Source organism: Agarilytica rhodophyticola (assembly GCF_002157225.2).
GTDB lineage: Bacteria > Pseudomonadota > Gammaproteobacteria > Pseudomonadales > Cellvibrionaceae > Agarilytica > Agarilytica rhodophyticola.
The window spans coordinates 1,149,896-1,168,468 of sequence record NZ_CP020038.1; the positions used below are offsets into that span (position 1 = coordinate 1,149,896).

General features: G+C 42.4%; 14 protein-coding genes and 1 pseudogene. 11 read left to right on the plus strand and 4 right to left on the minus strand.

Translation table 11 applies throughout. The features are described from left to right. Window position 1: 1 nt before the first annotated feature. Window positions 2-577: an electron transport complex subunit RsxA gene (gene rsxA / locus BVC89_RS04870; protein WP_086934512.1), complete on the minus strand. Its 576-nt coding sequence runs from the start codon at window positions 575-577 to the stop codon at window positions 2-4. Window positions 578-841: 264 nt separating this feature from the next. Continuing rightward, window positions 842-2,893: pseudogene (gene metG, locus BVC89_RS04875) on the minus strand (methionine--tRNA ligase); the annotation flags it as partial. Window positions 2,894-3,472: 579 nt separating this feature from the next. Between metG and apbC the strand changes: the two are divergent. From apbC to dcd, 3 genes are all read left to right on the plus strand, one after another. Next, window positions 3,473-4,546 carry an iron-sulfur cluster carrier protein ApbC gene (gene apbC, locus BVC89_RS04880; protein WP_086934513.1) on the plus strand — a complete coding sequence of 358 codons (1,074 nt, stop codon included), beginning with the start codon at window positions 3,473-3,475 and terminating at the stop codon, window positions 4,544-4,546. 215 nt (window positions 4,547-4,761) lie between these two features. Next, a complete protein-coding gene (locus BVC89_RS04885; protein WP_086930118.1) occupies window positions 4,762-7,455 on the plus strand; it encodes a hypothetical protein in 2,694 nt (897 codons plus the stop codon). A 193-nt stretch (window positions 7,456-7,648) separates the two neighbouring features. After that, window positions 7,649-8,218 carry a dCTP deaminase gene (gene dcd, locus BVC89_RS04890; RefSeq protein ID WP_086934514.1) on the plus strand — a complete coding sequence of 190 codons (570 nt, stop codon included), beginning with the start codon at window positions 7,649-7,651 and terminating at the stop codon, window positions 8,216-8,218. A gap of 555 nt (window positions 8,219-8,773) precedes the next feature. On the opposite strand, the gene BVC89_RS30690 is transcribed toward dcd, so the two are convergent. Next, the gene (locus BVC89_RS30690) at window positions 8,774-9,037 is read right to left on the minus strand and encodes a site-specific integrase (RefSeq protein WP_425428387.1); all 264 of its coding nucleotides are present in this window, start codon (window positions 9,035-9,037) and stop codon (window positions 8,774-8,776) included. Window positions 9,038-9,481: 444 nt separating this feature from the next. Here BVC89_RS30690 and BVC89_RS04905 point away from each other — a divergent pair, with 444 nt between their 5' ends. The 7 genes from BVC89_RS04905 to BVC89_RS04935 all read left to right on the plus strand — a co-directional run bounded on the left by BVC89_RS04905 (window position 9,482) and on the right by BVC89_RS04935 (window position 15,754). Then, window positions 9,482-11,071 carry an LA2681 family HEPN domain-containing protein gene (locus BVC89_RS04905; protein ID WP_086930120.1) on the plus strand — a complete coding sequence of 530 codons (1,590 nt, stop codon included), beginning with the start codon at window positions 9,482-9,484 and terminating at the stop codon, window positions 11,069-11,071. Window positions 11,072-11,197: 126 nt separating this feature from the next. Further along, on the plus strand, window positions 11,198-11,434 hold the full coding sequence (locus tag BVC89_RS04910; RefSeq protein ID WP_086930121.1) for a UPF0175 family protein: 237 nt from the start codon (window positions 11,198-11,200) through the stop codon (window positions 11,432-11,434). 2 nt (window positions 11,435-11,436) lie between these two features. After that, complete coding sequence (locus BVC89_RS04915) at window positions 11,437-11,970, plus strand: PIN domain-containing protein (RefSeq protein ID WP_086930122.1); 534 nt, start codon at window positions 11,437-11,439, stop codon at window positions 11,968-11,970. A gap of 89 nt (window positions 11,971-12,059) precedes the next feature. Further along, window positions 12,060-12,764 (plus strand): tetratricopeptide repeat protein, encoded by a 705-nt coding sequence (locus BVC89_RS04920; protein WP_086930123.1) that lies wholly within the window; start codon window positions 12,060-12,062, stop codon window positions 12,762-12,764. Window positions 12,765-12,818: 54 nt separating this feature from the next. Next, window positions 12,819-13,121: a hypothetical protein gene (locus BVC89_RS04925; RefSeq protein ID WP_086930124.1), complete on the plus strand. Its 303-nt coding sequence runs from the start codon at window positions 12,819-12,821 to the stop codon at window positions 13,119-13,121. Window positions 13,122-13,232: 111 nt separating this feature from the next. After that, a complete protein-coding gene (gene sbcB, locus BVC89_RS04930) occupies window positions 13,233-14,651 on the plus strand; it encodes an exodeoxyribonuclease I (RefSeq protein ID WP_086930125.1) in 1,419 nt (472 codons plus the stop codon). 92 nt (window positions 14,652-14,743) lie between these two features. Further along, complete coding sequence (locus BVC89_RS04935) at window positions 14,744-15,754, plus strand: aspartate carbamoyltransferase (protein WP_086930126.1); 1,011 nt, start codon at window positions 14,744-14,746, stop codon at window positions 15,752-15,754. Window positions 15,755-15,786: 32 nt separating this feature from the next. On the opposite strand, the gene BVC89_RS04940 is transcribed toward BVC89_RS04935, so the two are convergent. Beyond that, entirely contained in the window at window positions 15,787-17,070 is a 1,284-nt protein-coding gene (locus BVC89_RS04940; RefSeq protein WP_086930127.1) for a diguanylate cyclase, read from the minus strand. Window positions 17,071-17,421: 351 nt separating this feature from the next. On the opposite strand from BVC89_RS04940, the gene BVC89_RS04945 reads away from it, so the two are divergent. Further along, on the plus strand, window positions 17,422-18,570 hold the full coding sequence (locus BVC89_RS04945) for a 1-acyl-sn-glycerol-3-phosphate acyltransferase (RefSeq protein ID WP_086930128.1): 1,149 nt from the start codon (window positions 17,422-17,424) through the stop codon (window positions 18,568-18,570). Window positions 18,571-18,573 lie beyond the last annotated feature (3 nt).

An 18,573-nucleotide genomic window follows, 5' to 3' on the forward strand; every position in this document is an offset into this window, starting at 1 on the left:
TTTACACTAATCCTGCAAAGCCCATAAAAGCAAGGGACATTAGTCCTGCGGTAATCATGCCGATTGCTGCACCTTTAAACGGCACCGGGACATCGGCTACGGCGAGTCGCTCGCGCATGGCAGAGAACAAAATAAGTACCAACGAAAAACCTAGAGCTGCACCGAAACCGTAGAGCGTTGATTGGAAGAAGTTGTGGGCTTTATTGGTGTTTTGTAAGGCGACACCTAAAACTGCACAATTGGTCGTAATTAGAGGGAGAAAGACGCCTAGTACACGGTATAACAGCGGGCTAGTTTTCTCGATAAACATCTTGGCAAACTGCACGACAGCGGCAATCACTAGGATAAATGAAATAGTTTTAAGGTAAGTTAAACCTAGAGGCTCAAGAATCCACGCGTGAATCATATAACTGCAAATTGAGGCGAGTGTCAAAACGAAAGTGGTTGCCGTGCTCATCCCTATGGCCGTCTCCAATTTATTGGAGACACCCATAAAGGGGCATAGCCCAAGAAACTGTGCCAGTACGAAGTTATTTACAAGCACTGTACTGAGTAAAATAACGGCAAATTCCGTCATGCTTATCTGCTTACCTTTTTGCTTTTGTTTATTTTGGCGAAGGGCGTCCTGCCCTTCGCCAAAAGTCGCCCCCCAAATGCTTAACGCAAAAGTGTGATTTTGCTGGCATTTGGGGGGCTCGCATTGGCCTGCGGCCAATGGGCAAGCCTTCCTGGCTTGCGTGCTGATTTAGTTTATTTTGAAGAGGGCCTCGCTGTTTTAAAGGGCCTGTTCTTCAGATAGTTAGCGCTACAATACGTTTTTGCCGGAACTTTGGACTGCGCATTATATGACACGCATTCCCGGTTGAGCACCCTCATTTGGCTCAAGAATATAAATTTCCTTTTTGCCAGGCCCTGCGGCTAGAACCATGCCTTCAGACATACCAAACTTCATTTTTCGGGGCTTGAGGTTGGCTACCATGACGGTGTATTTGCCGATTAAATCTTCAGGCTGATAGGCATCTTTAATTCCCGAAAAGACGTTGCGCAGCTCACCGCCTAAATCTAAGGTTAAGCGCAGAAGTTTGTCAGCGCCTTCCACATGCTCTGCATTCGCGATGCGTGCTATGCGCAGATCTACTTTGACAAAGTCGTCGAAGCTGATTTCGTCGGCAATAGGCTCTTTGGCAAGCCAGGAATCATTGTCGGCAGAATCTTTCTTTTTAGGAGCTGCTACTTTGGGCTGCTCTTCTTTACTGGCTTCAATCATGGCCGCCACTTGCTTGGCATCAATACGTTGCATCAAGGGTTTGAACTTGTTGATCTCATGCTCGCCTAAAAATTCAATTTTTTCTGGCCATGCCAAGTTATTGTTAAGGAACAGCTCAGATGCGGCAGCTGTTACTGGCAATACCGGTTTTAAAAATGTCATCAGTACTCGAAAGCAGTTAATTCCCAGTGTGCATATATCAAGCACCTCTTGTGTTTTACTACTATCTTTTGCCAAACTCCAAGGTGCTTGAGCCGCGATGTACTCGTTGGCGGCATCCGCTAAGGCCATGATCTCGCGCATGGCTTTGCCGTATTCTCGTGCTTCATAAAGTTGGGCAATGGTTTGGTTGGCGGCAACAAATTTCTGCCAAAGTTCAGCATCGGCAATATTGGCTGATAACTTTCCGCCGGCTTTGTTAACAAATTTGGCGGTACGGCTGGCAATATTCACCACCTTACCCACCAAATCAGAGTTAACTTTTTGTACAAAGTCCTCAGTATTGAGGTCGAGATCGTCCACAGATGCGTTGAGCTTATTGGCGTAGTAATAACGCAAATATTCTGGGTTCAGGTGCTCAAGATAGGTACGGGCATTTATAAAGGTGCCACGGGACTTAGACATTTTCTCGCCGTCTACCGTGAGAAAACCATGGACACATACTTTAGTTGGCGTTCGGTATCCTGTGTTTTTTAATATTGCCGGCCAAAATAGTGCATGGAAGTTAACAATATCTTTACCGATAAAATGGTAGAGCTCGGACTTCGAATCCGCCTGCCAATAATCGTCAAAATCTAGATCATCTCTGCGGTCACAAAGGTTTTTAAAGCTCGCCATATAACCTACAGGTGCATCCAACCAGACGTAAAAATACTTGTCTTTCTCATCGGGAATCTCAAAGCCGAAATAGGGGGCATCACGGGATATATCCCATTCTTTTAGCTCGCCATCAAGCCACTCAGATAGTTTGTTGGCCACTTCATCTTGCAGGTGTCCTGCGCGCGTCCACTCTCTTAGGAAATCTGTAAATTCAGGCAATTTAAAAAAGAAGTGCTCTGATTCCTTAGCGATGGGCGCGGCGTCAGAAATTGTCGACTTTGCATCAATAAGATCCATCGGTGAATAAGTCGCGCCGCATACTTCGCAATTGTCACCATACTGACCGGGGCTTTTACATTTTGGACAGCTACCTTTGATATAGCGGTCGGCCAAAAACATTTCTTTTTCTGGATCATAAGCTTGCACGATTTTACGCACAGCAATTTTGCCATTGGCTTTTAATGCTTTATAAATATTGCCAGACAGTACTTCATTTTCTGGCGAATGAGTGGAGTAATAATTGTCAAACTCCACCAGGAAATCTTTGAAGTCTCGCTCATGCTCGGCTTGTACATTGGCAATTTGTTGCTCTGGGCTGATGCCTAATTGTTCAGCTTTGAGCATAATCGCAGTGCCGTGGGCATCGTCAGCACATACATAGGTGCATTGATTGCCTCGCTGCTTTTGGAATCTTACCCATATATCTGTTTGAATCGTCTCCACCATATGGCCGAGATGTATAGATCCATTGGCGTATGGAAGGGCGCTGGTCACTAGTATTTTTCGTGGCTGATTCATCGTATGACTGTCGTTTTTGAAGGTTGTGTCTAAGACGCGTTAAAATTGGCGCGAAACTATAGCATTTTTAGAAGTAAAATTTGACTTTAACTACGACTATATTTGAATTCTTGATATTTGTTACGGTGGATATGGGCATTTGTTTCATGCTATCGCTAAATTTGTTCGATGGTTGAGCGAAAGCTAGAGCCTGTTGACACTAATTAAATTACACCTGTCATCCCTAATACTCGCCAGTTTAGGCGCGAGAAGCGCAGTTTGGTGAACCAAATAAGCGACGAGCAACGACAAATGGCGAGTATTAGGGATGACCCAAAGGGCTGGGCGTATTTTTTCCACATTCTGCGTTGCTGCTCGTTCATTTGGAATAACCAAATAACACTCACAGCGTCTAAAATACGAAAAAAATACACTCCAGCAGGCGGGATTCTATTAGTGTCAACAGGCCCTAGACCAATCCTAGACCAATAATGGCGCGTAGACTTGGATTCTTTTATTTCTGCCCCCAAGATAAGCCAAGAAAGTGAAAAGCATCAACATCATTTCTTTCTAGCCATTCATGTCACTATCAATCGGAGACTCCCAATAGTGTCTAATCCCACCGCTGAACAAATTATAAACATTCTCGCACACGTTAATGTCCCTGGCACTTCTTTTAGTGCTGCTGATATTGCTCAAGTTAATGAAAGTGTAGGCCCTGTAAAAGTGACACTTACAGTGGGTTATCCAATTTCCCAAGTAAAAAATTCTGTGGCAGAAGATGTGCGTCAGCGCCTGATGGCCGAAAATATCGACGCTGCCGTTGTACTTGAGCAGCAGATCCCATCTGTTAAACCTAGTAATACTGATCAAACAATCCCCGGCGTTAAAAATATTATCGCGGTTGCTTCTGGCAAAGGAGGGGTTGGCAAGTCCACTACAGCAGCAAATTTGGCTTTGGCATTAGCCTATGAAGGTGGTCGTGTTGGTTTACTGGATGCGGATATCTATGGTCCTAGTATGCCGCAGATGTTGGGCCTCGGTGAACAAAGGCCGGAAATAGTGGACAACCGCGCAATGCGTCCTCTATTGGCACATGGTATACAGGTGATCTCCATGGGTAACCTAGTGACAGAAAATACCCCAATGGTCTGGCGCGGGCCAATGGTCAGCGGAGCTCTAAAGCAATTACTTAATCAAACCCATTGGGATGAGGTGGATTACCTGGTAATTGATATGCCTCCTGGCACAGGGGATATTCAATTGACACTAAGTCAGTCGGTGCCCGTATCAAGCTCTATCGTCGTTACTACGCCGCAGGATATTGCGTTGCTAGATGCCAAAAAGGGAATTGAAATGTTTCGCAAGGTGAATATTCCTGTTGTGGGTGTGGTAGAAAATATGGCCATGTATACCTGTTCCAACTGTGGTCATAGCGAGGCGATTTTTGGTGAAGCTGGAGGCGATCGTCTAGCTCAAGAATATGATACCCAAGTACTTGCTCGATTACCCTTGCGCAAAGATATTCGCGAACAGATGGACAGTGGCACACCTCCTTTAATTGGTGACCCATCGTCAGAGGTTAGCCAACAGTATCTCAAGATAGCACACGCTGTCGCTGCCGATATTTGGCAGCGCTCGGAAGATTCCTCTGGTCCAGTAATATCCTTTACTGATGAGTAGTAATAACGTCGCTTTAATTTAAGGTCTGTCAGCAAACCCTAATCTTCTTTTATTATTTAATAATAATTTCATTTTCTTCCGCAAAAAGTGGTCTTTACTTAGTGAAGGCCCGCACAGATTCAATTGCTGATTACTTTGTACCTCTACAAAGTTTTTGTTCCCAACCATTTCTTGCCAAATATTCGTACTAATCTTGATTTAGGAGTAGTAGACGCATGTGCTATTTAATTATTTTTTGCTTTGCCGTTTTACTAAATCACAATACTGATGCTCACACCTCTTTACCTATTAACTTTATTCCTGCTCACGGCGCGACAGATATTGAAGTAGTCCCCACTTTAAATTGGCCTCATATTCCTGGTAGTCAACTCTACAGAATTTATGTGGATTCGGTGGCGGACTTTAACCGAGCGCCAGAAATAATGGAAACTACCAACACTTATTTACAGTTAACACATTTAAAAAGGCAAAAAAAATATTATTGGCGAGTAGAATCTTTCAGTGCTAGAGGTGACAGAGTTTTTCAAAGTGAGGTGCTGGCATTTACAACATCGACTTTTGATATTAATGATAGGGCTGATCTCACACACTTATACAATTATGACGGCATTCGTGATGTTGGTACTGCGCCACCAATAGGTGAACACCCCAGAGTTTTTTTTAACATAGAGGATGTTCCAACTATTCGACAAAGGCTTAACACAACGCGTTCAGGTATGGCTGCTAACGCGCAAATACAAGCGTATATGAAGCTGTTAGAGCTAGGTTATGACGGTGGTTGTAAGAATGGAAAATATTGTCGACAAGATGACTATGCTTTAGATCCGTTGGGCCGACAAAGAATTAGCAATCCTGGCCTGTTCAATGTTAAAGGCTTGTACCAAGCACTTATTTCAAATGAACAAGATCCACTTAAAAATACCAACGCGACCAAACGAATTTTACTGTGTGGCATTATTGCTCTGCGCAGTTTCGACTACCTAATAAAAGATAACATTGAAGGGCTCAGGGAAGTGGGTAGGGCAATTTCTAGTTTAGCTCGGGAAATGGACAAATACAGTAGCGACTATCAATGTAATTTTCATATTGCGATGGCTTATGATTTTGCCGCCAATGCAATGAACTCTGCACAAAAAGCTCTAGTTACCGATAAATTAGGTAAATATTTAGCCACACAAGAACCTTATGGCAGTTACGAAGAGTCCTATGCAACTACCAGCAACTGGGTGGCTTTGACATCCTTTATTCCGCTTGTATATATGGCGATTGAGGGTGAGGTAGAGGATATAAACCCGCTTGCCTATAAAGGTGCTGTGCGCGCCTACTACAATTTTTTAAGCTATGGTTTTTATCCTTCTGGAGCCGGCGTCGAGGGCTTAGGTAAAAATTATATGTATGCCACTACCATGATCGCCATGGAGCGTCGTGGTGAAAAACTTCTGGGACATCCTTATGTACGATCTTATGCAGAAAGATTTTTACCCGCTTTAATACAGCCATTTGGCTTTGGCTTCACTGCTTATGATTCCTTGGGGGGAAGTGGTTTTTACCCTTCGCCAAGTAAGCGACAGTTCTTCAAATTTGATGCCCACGATGCTATTGGTTTGAAATGGATATTTCCTGATAGCAAGACGGTTGATTGGCTCTGGCGAAATTATATTGGTCACGCCGACAGTACCGTTTCTAAAGAGGCAGAAAAACATTATGCTAATCAATATTATTACGGGCAATTTCAGCCGCGAGGCTATCATAATGCTCTGTTACTTTCGGCGATATTCGCCTCTGACTTCGATACTAGTAACTCCTGGCAAAATCTTAATATCCCCTTAACATATTCAGCATTTGACCGAGGGTTGGTGCATGCTCGGAGTCATAATAGCGAGGATGCTTTGCAGCTGCAATTTCATGTACGCCAAGATTTCGGTGGCCATACTAATGCTGATCGCTTGAATATTAACTTAAGTGCGTTAGGGCGCACTTGGGCTGTCTATCGCACAGAAGTTGCCGGTGGTAATGACGGTAATCCTCATCAAATGAAATACCATTCTAACGTCCTTATTGATGACAAAGGCATCAAGGTGAATCGCAAAGATGGTACTAAAGCGCGTCAGCCGGCTATATTGCTGGAGGTTAGTGATAATGAAACCATGATGCTTGCCACTGGTGATGCTAGCTATGCCTATAAATGGGAATATGATTGGAGCGCTGGAGACCCTTCGCTAGAAGATGTTCGGTTGAATCAAGGGTGGTTGAAAGTTAACGAAACTCTGAACGACTTTAGGGCTATAGCAGGAGCACAACCCCATTTAAATATTCCGTTTTACAATTATGCTTCTTGGCACGGTTTTCCTAAAGCCGAACGGATGGTAAAAAAGCCTTGGTTAGCGGTGGATTCTGTGATTAGGACAGTCGCTTTAGTTCGTGGAGACAACCCCTACGCTCTGGTGCTGGATGATCTGAAGTCAAATGACGGGGCAATACACAATTATAAATGGCAATTACAAATACCTGACGATCTCTCGATTTTAACGGTTAGTACAACTACTCATCCACAGGGAGCTATACGCGATATTATTCTGGCTGAGCCAGAGCTAAGCGGTAATAGGCGTTTATTGGTGAGAGTATTGTCTGCACAAGGATTGATCTCCGCGCCTGCCTATATCACAACCCGCACTAATCCTCGTCCTGGGCGTCATGACCAACTTTGGCCGGCTTTAGTACTTGAGGCATCCACTAGCCGCAATCCTCAGTTTTCAGTGATGTTATACCCCTACCATGAGGGCGATGATTTACCTGAGACGCAATGGCTGGACGACAAAACCTTTGTCGTAAAATATAGTGGCCTAGAAGATACAATTACCTTGTTCAATAAGCATGGCGGTCGCAGTTTAGGTATAGCGCGGCGCTAGCTAATACTGGTAAGCAATCACGTTACTGATAAATTCAACTCATTCTTTTGTCGGAAATTTGTTCAGTGTGGGCATGATTTACCGCCCAAAGAAGAAATAAAACTTACCAGCAGTAGCGGTTAAATTAGTGTCAACAGGCCCTGCGCAGTGTTAACATTGGCAGCAGTTGATGGTAATTGAGAATATAGAAGATATGAGTATAAAGTCTGACAATTGGATCCGTCGGTTGGCGGAGCAAGAGGGTATGATCGAACCTTTTGATGCGGGTCAAGTGCGTTACGACGATGCAGGTAATCGTCTAATTTCCTATGGTACTTCAAGCTATGGCTACGATGTCCGTTGTGCAGATGAGTTTAAAATTTTTACTAATGTTCACTCTGCTGTTGTAGATCCTAAAAACTTTGATGACGATAGCTTTGTCGATATAAAAAGTGATGTTTGCATCATTCCCCCCAACTCATTTGCTCTTGCGCGAACAGTGGAGTATTTCCGTATACCTCGCAGTGTTTTAACTGTCTGTTTAGGTAAGTCGACATATGCTCGCTGTGGCATTATTGTCAATGTGACACCCTTGGAGCCAGAGTGGGAAGGTCATGTGACCTTGGAGTTTTCAAATACAACACCGCTACCTGCGAAGATCTATGCCAATGAGGGTGTTGCTCAGATGCTATTTTTTGAAAGTGATGAGGTGTGTGAAACCTCTTATAAAGATAGACGTGGTAAGTACCAAGGGCAAACCGGCGTTACCTTACCTAAAACCTAACTTTACCCAAAATATATGCTGGGCCTAAATCTAAACGGCATGTTTTTCTTTTCCCCACCCTGGATATCTATAAAATCTCGCGTTTACATTGATTAAACGCGAGCTGCTTTCTCAAAAAAAAAGTTACTAGATTTTGGATGGAATAGGCAAAGAAACTCAATTTGCAAAAATTATTCAAACTTGCTTTGAAGGGTAAAGGAAATATTCAAATAGGGTATTTCGCATCACATCATATTTCGAAAATCAGTCAGGAGGATAAATGGATAACAAAGCTTTATGGAGAGTCTCAACTAAATCACGACAACTTGAAAGTTGTTCTTGAGATAATGACGAATAAGAATTTTACTATGCTGAATGCCTAATTCCCGCAACTGGTTATGAAGAGGCAAATGGTACCATTGAACATTTGCTATGAGACAAGCAAATGCAGTTAGTCGAAGTACTCAAGTGCGAAATTTACAACGCCGAATCGTGGAAAAATACAATGTGATTTAGCCAAATCAAGCAAGCCGCTGAATATGCCAAAAACAAACAACGAGCCGAAGTTTGCTTTATTTATATCTTCCGAATGTCTGAGACTTCCGTTGGTGAGAGTACTGTCAGCAAGTTCTTCGAGCGTTTAGCGAAACCATATTCAAGTCCCTCAATTGCCTTCTGAAGGACGTGACGATACATAAAGATAATCGCACATAAGGCTTGGTTTTGAGTTGCAGCACTCACACGTCGATGCGTTGCGAGATAACTCAGAAATCGTTCGATGTCACGATTACCCATCTCTGTCGGGTGCCGTTTATCATTGAATAAGATGAAGTGGCGTATTCAATAAAGGTACGTCTTCTCTGTGCGCAGACTGTAATGGCGCGTCCGCAACACTGCACGAATCTGTTCCAGAAAGGGCGATGGCGGTATGATGTCAATCCTTTGATATGTATATATACAGCTATAACGAATTTTGGAACGTTTGCCAACCCTGAAGTCTCGTGAGAACCGAACTTTGTATTCGTGATCATCCCGCACTCAATCAGTTATCTTATTGATTTATATAGGGGGTTTTCGTTTAGTTTGGTGCATAAGAGACCTGCTTGGGGTCTCGTTAAACACAATGGCTTACTTTTACCCGTGATTGGCGCTCGGGCCTATTGCTGTAAACTATTGAATCCGATAACGTTTTATACTCAAAATTACTCGGAAAACCGTTGTGGATAAGTGGGATAAACGGGAATTCCGACCAATACACTGTTATAAATCTCGATCGGAGATCTCATGGACATCGAGAGCATAGAATTCGAACTTGTCAGACTGTCTGAAATGGTAGGTATAGGACATTTTGATGAAGCTTTGAATGGTATCGACACGCTATATGCCTTCATCAATGAAGGCAGCGAAAGAAACGCTGTGTTTTTCAGAATCGCATCTAATATTGCGAGTCTATTTGTTGATGTCGGACATATGAAGCCATGCGTTGAATCGTCTCAAAAAGGCATGGATATTCTTAGTCAATACAAAGATGAAATAGTCGGGCAGATTGGAAAGGATGCTTACTTTTACAACCTGAGTAACGCAAAATCAAATTTGATAGCTGAGAAAAATCCATTCAATCATACCTTCTCAACTATTGAACAGCTTGTTGAAGTAAAAAAAGACCTTTGGAAAGCCATAAAGTCTTGTGGCGACATTGATAGTGTGAAGGCTCAGCCAACCTATGTTGTCAATTTAGGTAATTCCTTAAAGCAGCAGTTCCGTATATCTGAAGCCCTAGACTGCTATGAAAGAGTTAACTCACTTAATCTAGATATTCCACAATCTTGGATCAACAGATCTGAAACTCTCATGATGTTGAATCAGGTTTCTAATACATACTCCATTCAGATGTTAGAGCAGATTAAAAACGGATATGAGAATGTGTTATCGTCGAAAGAAATTCCTCCTTCGTGGTTAGAATATTACAGGCAACAAGTTGCTTATCATCAGAATAAGATAGTAGAGGTCTGTAAAGACGCTGAAATCGAGATGGATGCTCATGATTTGGACAAAACTGAATCTGAGTATAATGAGCTAAGTGATTACAGAAAATTTTGTTTAGACAATAATTTAAGTTTGTCAGAGCATGGGTTGTACTGTTCTTGTGCGGGGAGTTCCAGAGATAACTTAACCATACCAACTTCAGGCGGAGTAGTCGGCGACTTTGTTGTTCCAATGGAAATGGTACTCAACAGGCTAAAATCAGAGTTTTCATTTGCACGACATTTGTATTTCGAATATCTAACTGAAGAGCAAGATTATGAATTGCTTCATGATTCATGTTTTTCCGAGCTGTTTAATGACGAGCTGTTGGGTATTGATGTTGAGAAACTTAGAACGGCTTTTAGGTCATGTTTTGGCATATTGGATAAAATAGCCATCGCTATTTGTGAATTATTCGACCTGTATCCTCCTAACGGAACGGTCTATTTTCAGAGCTTTTGGCAACTCGACCGAGACAGCCGGAGAGAAAAATTCAATAGCCATAAAAGCCCAGGGCTCTTGGCCTTGTATAGTATTGCAACAGATTTGAATGATAGAAAAGGCGGTGAATGGTCGTTCTTTAAACAGTTGAGGAATGATTTGGAGCATGAATTTGTTGTTGTTCACAAAACGGACAGTCCTAGTGATATTTATAAATCATATGAGTTTATAAAAAATATCGTGTTTATTAATGAGGGCGATTTCCTCAATCACCTTGAACGTCTTTTTCAGTTAACTCGTTCTGCAATTTTTTCGTTCGTATTTGCTGTTCGTGACAAAGCTCTAAATGAAAAGGAAGATGGCCGTATTTACCTTCCAAATAGCATTCTTCGGAAAGATTACAAATGAAGCATGAGATTTATAACAAGGCGCTGCTGTCGGACAATTTTTTCACTGCGTTCCAAAATTGCCGCAGAGCGCGGCGTTAGGCATTAATCATAAGTCGAGGTAAAATCGAGAAAAAAGGAGGTTATAATGAAATTAGAAATAAACGATGAGGTTTCGAAACTCCTCGATCTAAGCGAGGAGGAAATATTAGAAGTACTAGCAGTTTCACTTTATAAGATGGAGAAAATTAATGGCGTCCAAGGTGGAAAAATTACGGGTAAATCCGAAATAGAATTTCATGGCCTCCTTGGGAAATATGGTCAATTTATTAACTATGACGAAGGTGACCTAGATGCCGATTTAAACAATCTTAAGGACTTTTAAGCATGGATAAGCCAGGAAAAATAGTTATAAGTGACACAACTGCAATTACGTACCTTTCCAAGATAGGTGCGATTACTTTATTAAAATCCTTGTTTAAGCAAATCTATATACCAATGGCTGTTTATAAGGAACTAACTGATCCAGGCGATGCAAACCCCGGATCACAAGAAGTAAAAACATTGTCATGGATCAAAGTCGAAATTGTACCAGAATTCGAAAAAATATCTGCTAGATTTGGTCGTAAGCTAGATCCAGGTGAGAGGCAAGCAATAGGAATGGCTCTGCAAAAGAAAGCTGACCTATTAATTATCGACGAACGTAAAGGTCGTTTGGAGGCTGAGAGCTTAGGTATTCCCATTACAGGCATGATTGGTATATTGCTTAAAGCAAAAGAGAAAAAAATAATTCCAACAATCAAGCCTTATCTAAATAAGTTGAGATTAACCAACTTTAAAATGGGTCCTTCTTTATACAATAAAGCGCTGATGTTGGCTGGTGAAAGCGAAATACATGGAGCTAAGCAAAAAAATGCCTAACAATGCGCTCCTGCTGAAAACCATAAGCTCCGGCTTCGCCTCCGCTTATGTTTTCAGCAGAACTTGGCGTTATCTGCTAGAGGTGGTTAATGTACATTAAAGTTCTTATTTTTATCCTAAGCTCAATTTTCACAAGTGTTTGCGCTGCCGACGACAGTGATTTCATTGCAGGTTATGAGGCTTATGAGAACGAGAACTACGATACAGCTCTCGATCATTTTATGAAGTCTGCCGAGAATGGAAATATACGAGCCCAGAACAATCTCGGGTGGATGTACCTTCATGGTTTGGGGGCCGACATTGATTACAAGAAGAGTTTCTATTGGTATAAAAAAGCCGCTGTTTCAAAAGAGCCATTAGTCCTTTACATGCTGGGTCAAGCATATTTACATGGTCGTGGCACAGATAAGAATAAAGAAATCGCTTTTAAACTGTATCATCAAGCTTATGGCAAGGGAGTTCCCGAAGCTGACTTGAGGGTTGGAATGGATTATTACTTCGGCATAGTATCAGAACAGGATGTCGAAAAGGGCAAGAAGCTTATATTGCAGGCAGCTGAGGCTGACCAACCATATGCGCAATGCTTCATAGGTATGCTTGCTTTAGAGAAAAGTGATAAGGATAGAGCTTTATCATGGTTTCGTCGTGCCAAAGCTCAAGACTACAAATTTGCTAGTGTACTTATTGGTGCTCTTGAGCTTGAAGAAGGTAATTACCTAGAAGCAACGAAGAATATATTATCTGGAGCATCAGTCTTTACTTCACTAGAAATTACAGTAACTGAGAGTGAGTAGAGATAACAAAGTCATCAATTTGACCGCCTTACGCTGCGCTTCAGGCGCCAAATTATGGCGGCATTAAGCATTATTATGATCAAAGTTATACATAAATCTTTTGCTCTCGTTTGGCTATGGTACGCTTCGATAATATTGTGTCAGTGCTTTTGGGGTGGCCTTGAGATTCCAGTTGACGGCGTTATGGAAATTGTTTTTCCATATATTTTCTATAGTGATTCTGCTTGGTATGATGCCCCCAAATATTCTAAGTATGATTTTATTGGCAATATCAAGATTGTTACGTTTTTAGCGGTAATGTATTCGATTATTAAAGGTGCTATGTATTATCGAGCGCGAGGTTCTAAAAATGCTTAACAAGTCAATTAGCTACGTCAATTTATAATGCTTCAGCTATATAGACATGTATTCTTTTCAAATATCCCGTTAGTATGATGGGGTCAAGCTTGAGAGAAAATTAATAAAAGAATGAATACTTTTTATTGGCACGATTATGAAACCTGGGGCGCTAATCCTGCCATTGACCGGCCTAGCCAGTTCGCTGGCGTTCGCACTGATGAAGATTTAAATATTATCGACGATCCTTTGGTAGTTTATTGCCGTCCTCCCGAAGATATCTGGCCCCACCCAGAAGCGTGCCTGATCACAGGCATAACGCCTCAAAAAGCTTTGGCCGAAGGCTTGAGCGAGCGGGAGTTTATTGCCAAGATCCATCAACAGTTAGCGCAGCCTAAAACCTGTGGGGTCGGCTATAACACCTTGCGTTTTGATGATGAAGTGACTCGTTACACTCTGTATCGCAATTTTTATGATCCTTACGAACGTGAGTGGAATTTTGGTAATTCACGCTGGGATATTATCGATATGGTGCGTTTGGTTTATGCACTAAGGCCAGAAGGTATCGAGTGGCCGATAGTGGATGATAAACCCAGCTTCAAACTTGAAAACTTATGTATCGCTAATGGCATCAGTCACGAATCAGCCCACGACGCCTACTCTGATGTTGAAGCAACGATCAATCTTGCTAAATTGATTAAAGAAAAAAAGCCAGCACTTTACGACTACGTTTTGAAAAATAAAAACAAACATGCTGCCGCCGGCTTTATTGATATTGCCAATTGTAAACCCTTATTACACATCTCCTCTAAATTCCCGTCTACAAGAGGGTGCGCTGGACTTATTGCCCCACTCGCAATGCATCCAGTGAATAAAAATGCGGTAATAGTTTTCGACCTTGCTGTTGATCCTAAGCCACTTGGCTATTTGAGCCCGGAAGAGATTCATGAGCGAGTCTTTGTTGCACAAGAAGATTTGCCAGAGGGAGAACAGCGCTTACCTATTAAACTCGTTCATTTAAATAAATGTCCTATTTTAGGGACAACTAAACTGCTCGATCAAAAAACAGCAGATAAACATGGTATTGATAAAGCGCAATGTGAAAAACATTGGCAGACACTTAAAAAAATGGATGTTGGCAACAAACTTAAGCAAATGTATCAACTAGATACTTTTGCTCCTTCTAGTGATCCTGAATGCCAGCTTTATGATGGTTTTATTCCCAACAACGACAAGCGTCTAATGGCTGAGCTTAGAGCCATGACGGAGCAGGAGTTTGCTACGACCAATGTCATCTTTGAAGATCCTCGCTTAAATGACATGATTCTGCGCTACAAAGCGCGAAATTTCCCCAATTCTCTAGCACCTCACGAACAAGAAGAATGGCGCGAGTTCGTAGCACAACGGCGAGCCTTTGGCGCAGACAATATGCTTAGTCATGAACAATTTTCAACGCATGTTGCTGAGCTGAAGCAGTACTATAAGGATGATGATGAAAAGCAAAATATTTTATATGCATTAGAGCAATATGCTATGGCTCACATGGCCTAAACTTAAAGGATATTTTTCTTTCTAGACGACTTGCATAAGCGTAGAATATGCGCCAAATTTTATAGGGCTTGTTCACATAGGGGTAACTGACTTTGAAATTTGCTGGTGCACATATCCTTTCTGTCGATCAATTTGAACGCGCAGATATTGAACAAATTTTTTCGGTTGCCGATATTATGGAACCCTATGCTTTGCGGCGCAAAGTCACCAGGGTGTTAGAAGGCGCTATTCTTGGCAATATGTTTTTTGAACCGTCCACCCGAACTCGAGTCAGCTTTGGTTGTGCTTTTAACCTGCTCGGTGGCGAGGTGCGCGAAACCACAGGGTTTAAAAGCTCAGCAATCACCAAGGGGGAATCCCTTTATGACACTGCGCGGGTTTTATCCGGCTATAGCGATATTATTTGCATGCGTCATCCTGAGTCAGGTTCTGTGGCTGAGTTCGCTGGCGCTAGTCGTGTCCCAGTGATCAATGGGGGTGATGGTGCCAATGAACATCCCAGCCAAGCGCTGTTGGATTTATATACAATTCGTAAAGAGGTTCGCGATAAAGGGCGTTCTTTAGATGGTTTGCGAATTGCGATGATCGGTGACTTAAAATATGGTCGCACGGTGCACTCATTAATTCGCCTGTTGAGTTTATTTAAAGACTTGCAAGTTATTTTAGTTTCCCCCGATGCCTTGCAAATGCCTGAAGAACATGTGGAGCACCTGCGTCAGGCTGGGCACCAGGTTCTTGTTTCGTCAGATTTAACCAACAGCATTGGGCATGTGGATATTGTCTACTCAACACGCATACAGGAAGAGCGTTTTGAATCGAGCGATGAAGCTGATTTATATCGCGGGCGCTTTCGGCTTAATCAAGCTATCTATACCCAATATTGTGAACCCAATACTGTCATTATGCATCCCTTGCCGAGAGACTCTCGTGCCGAAGCAAATGAACTTGATAGCGATCTTAACCAAAACCCCAACTTGGCAATTTTCCGACAAACAGATAATGGTTTGCTAGTGCGTATGGCGCTATTTGCACTTATCTTGGATGTGGTGGATCAAGTCGAGCTTAGCTCGCGGCCGGTCAATTGGTATCGTCAAAGAGAGTGATGGATGGCGTTGCTATTTTTGTTTCTAGCCATTTAATTTAGGTTTAAAAACTGGTTTACCTTAGCAATCAGTTGGTTGGCTTCGAAAGGCTTGGTAATACAGCCATTGGCGTGAACTTGCTGTCCAAAACGTTTTAACTCTTCTATGCCCGATTCGCACATTAGTATCACTGGTATACTTCGTGTTTTATCGTTGTTTTTTAGCTTTTGGCAAATTTGCTGATGGTTAGAATCAGGTTTGATATCTAAAAGGATCAGATCTGGATAGTATTCTTCAGCAAAGTTTGCGCAGTCCTCGCTATGGGATAAGGGGATAACAGAGCAGTGCCCGCGCAGTATCTGGCACGAACTTTCCAAGCTTTCTTCATTTTCATCTACAACTAGAACTTTGCTGTAAGGATTAAACTCTCGAATGATCGCCTGGTTTCTGCCTGCGCGTTTGGCGCAGTAGAGTGCACGATCCGCTTGATCTATTTGAAATATAAGATCTGTACCCGTGGTGTAATTGACAACGGTGGCACCTATACTTACAGTGACACACTTACTGACAGATGAGTCTCTATGGCGTATCTCAAGTGCCTCGACAGCGCTGCGGATCGTTTCACATACGTGCTTCGCGCCTTCTTCATGAGTATCGGGTAGCACTGCAATAAACTCTTCACCACCATAGCGAGCTGCCAAATCGGCGGATCGATTTAAACTGCTTAACAGTGCTCTGGCGACCTCTTGGATACACTTATCTCCAGCTGGGTGACCATAGCAATCGTTATAAAGTTTAAAGTGGTCAATATCGAGCAGTATAATTGTGAAGGGAGTTTTATGGCGAGTGGCATAGTCCCAGAGATCCGCTGCTTTTTGCTCAAAGGTACGGCGATTATATAATTGGGTGAGATCGTCGCGCTGGCTGAGAATCGTTAATTCTTCGTTGAGCTTTGCCAATTGGTTACGCATTTCCGTAATGCGTTCCATGGCGGAAATTTTGGCATTTAAAATAACTTGGTTAACTGGCTTGATAAGGTAGTCGTCACCACCTGCAGATATACCTTCTTCTAAACTCGATGCTTCACTTTTACCGGTGACAAAGATAATAGGTATCCAGTGATCGCCCAGCCATTCGCGAATCAACTTGGTGGTTTCAAACCCGTCCAAGCCTGGCATTTCAACGTCCATGATTACCATATCGACAGGCGTAGTATCAATAATTTGTAGTGCTTGCTCACCACTTTCTGCGACGATTGTTTCATGTCCAGCATTCTCAATGTATGCACACATGGCATAACGGATAGTAGCGCTGTCCTCTACAAGAAGTATTTTCATGTGTTATTAATGATGCCGGCAACTCATATTCATTCTCTTAAGTCTAACATATCGCGCTGACTTCGCTTTGGCTAGAGATCTAATCCACTAAATGAATAATTGCCTCGCTAAACTCACTATTTAAACAAACTTGATTGCTGCATCAGATTGCTTGCAAAGGCTACCAGTTTTGCGAGCTGCAACCTTCTTTACACTAAACCTTCTGAGGCTAGGGTCGAGGCGCAAAGCAATTAATAGGGGGAGGCTTTAGTCAATTCTGTTTTGTACAGGTATAATCGCCGGCAAAAACACTTGATAAAGCTAAAATTGGTTATTTAATCACCCATTTGATAATGTAGATAGCAGGCACTGATGTCCGAATTTGATGCAATAAGACCCTATGATGATAGTGAAGTTAAACGTGTTGTGGATCGTCTTCTAGGAGATAACGAGTTTTTAGATACAATCGCCAAGCTAAAGCTACCCAAAATTGGGAGGTTTATTGCGCCTGCGTTCCGGGCTATGGTTCGAAGTCGTTTATCAAAGGAGGTGGCCAATGTCAACGCCGTGGAAGACTTCCAGGCACTGATAGAAGATTACTTAAAAAATGTGCTCGATAGGACAGTGGATAAGCTATCGATTTCAGGACTATCTAATCTAGATAGGAGTCGGGCGCACCTGTTTATCAGTAACCACCGCGATATTGCCATGGACCCCGCTTTTGTTAACTGGACGCTCTATCAAAATGGTTTTACTACCTTGCGCATTGCCATTGGCGACAACCTGTTAACCAAGCCGTTTGCCTCCGATTTAATGCGTCTTAATAAGAGCTTTATTGTCAATCGATCTGCTACGGCGCCTAGAGAAAAGCTAAAGGCAGCCAAACTGTTGTCAAAATACATCCAGCATTCAGTGGTTAACGATAATGAGAACGTATGGATAGCACAGCGGGAAGGGCGAGCCAAAGATGGTATAGATAGCACTAACCCTGCAATTATCAGTATGCTGACCATCAATAAAAATAAGCAGGAAAAATTTGAGGACTATATCGAGAGTTTACAGATTGTACCGGTGAGCATCTCCTATGAATATGATCCTTGTGATAAAGCCAAAGCTCGTGAGTTGTATGAAAAAATGACCGAGGGTGAATATACCAAAGGTGAGCACGAAGATGTAGAGAGTATTGCTCAGGGCATCGTGGGATATAAAGGACGCGTACATTTATCTTTCGGTCGGCCGCTGGCTAATTTTTCCGATATTGAAGGCGTCACCGAGGAACTGAATAAACAAATCCGCAAGAACTACGTGTTACAACTAACCAATTGCTTTGCCTATGAAACCTTAGAAAAAACTTCACCCCGTATTGCCGTGGGAGAAAATGGCGATATGTTCCATGAGCTTAATGTGGATGAAGAAAGGCAAAAATTTAAAGCACACGTGCAAACCTGTGACGCTAAGCACCGTGATACATTACTAAAAATCTATGCCAATCCTGTGTATGAAAAACTGGCAGTGTTGTAATTA

Coding starts and splice junctions, on each gene's coding strand:
- BVC89_RS04920 (WP_086930123.1), top strand. CDS start 12,060: ATGTACATTAAAGTTCTTATTTTTATCCTAAGCTCAATTTTCACAAGT.
- BVC89_RS04940 (WP_086930127.1), bottom strand. CDS start 17,070: ATGAAAATACTTCTTGTAGAGGACAGCGCTACTATCCGTTATGCCATG.
- dcd (WP_086934514.1), top strand. CDS start 7,649: ATGAGTATAAAGTCTGACAATTGGATCCGTCGGTTGGCGGAGCAAGAG.
- BVC89_RS04945 (WP_086930128.1), top strand. CDS start 17,422: ATGTCCGAATTTGATGCAATAAGACCCTATGATGATAGTGAAGTTAAA.
- rsxA (WP_086934512.1), bottom strand. CDS start 577: ATGACGGAATTTGCCGTTATTTTACTCAGTACAGTGCTTGTAAATAAC.
- BVC89_RS04905 (WP_086930120.1), top strand. CDS start 9,482: ATGGACATCGAGAGCATAGAATTCGAACTTGTCAGACTGTCTGAAATG.
- BVC89_RS04925 (WP_086930124.1), top strand. CDS start 12,819: ATGGCGGCATTAAGCATTATTATGATCAAAGTTATACATAAATCTTTT.
- BVC89_RS04910 (WP_086930121.1), top strand. CDS start 11,198: ATGAAATTAGAAATAAACGATGAGGTTTCGAAACTCCTCGATCTAAGC.
- BVC89_RS04885 (WP_086930118.1), top strand. CDS start 4,762: ATGTGCTATTTAATTATTTTTTGCTTTGCCGTTTTACTAAATCACAAT.
- sbcB (WP_086930125.1), top strand. CDS start 13,233: ATGAATACTTTTTATTGGCACGATTATGAAACCTGGGGCGCTAATCCT.
- BVC89_RS04915 (WP_086930122.1), top strand. CDS start 11,437: ATGGATAAGCCAGGAAAAATAGTTATAAGTGACACAACTGCAATTACG.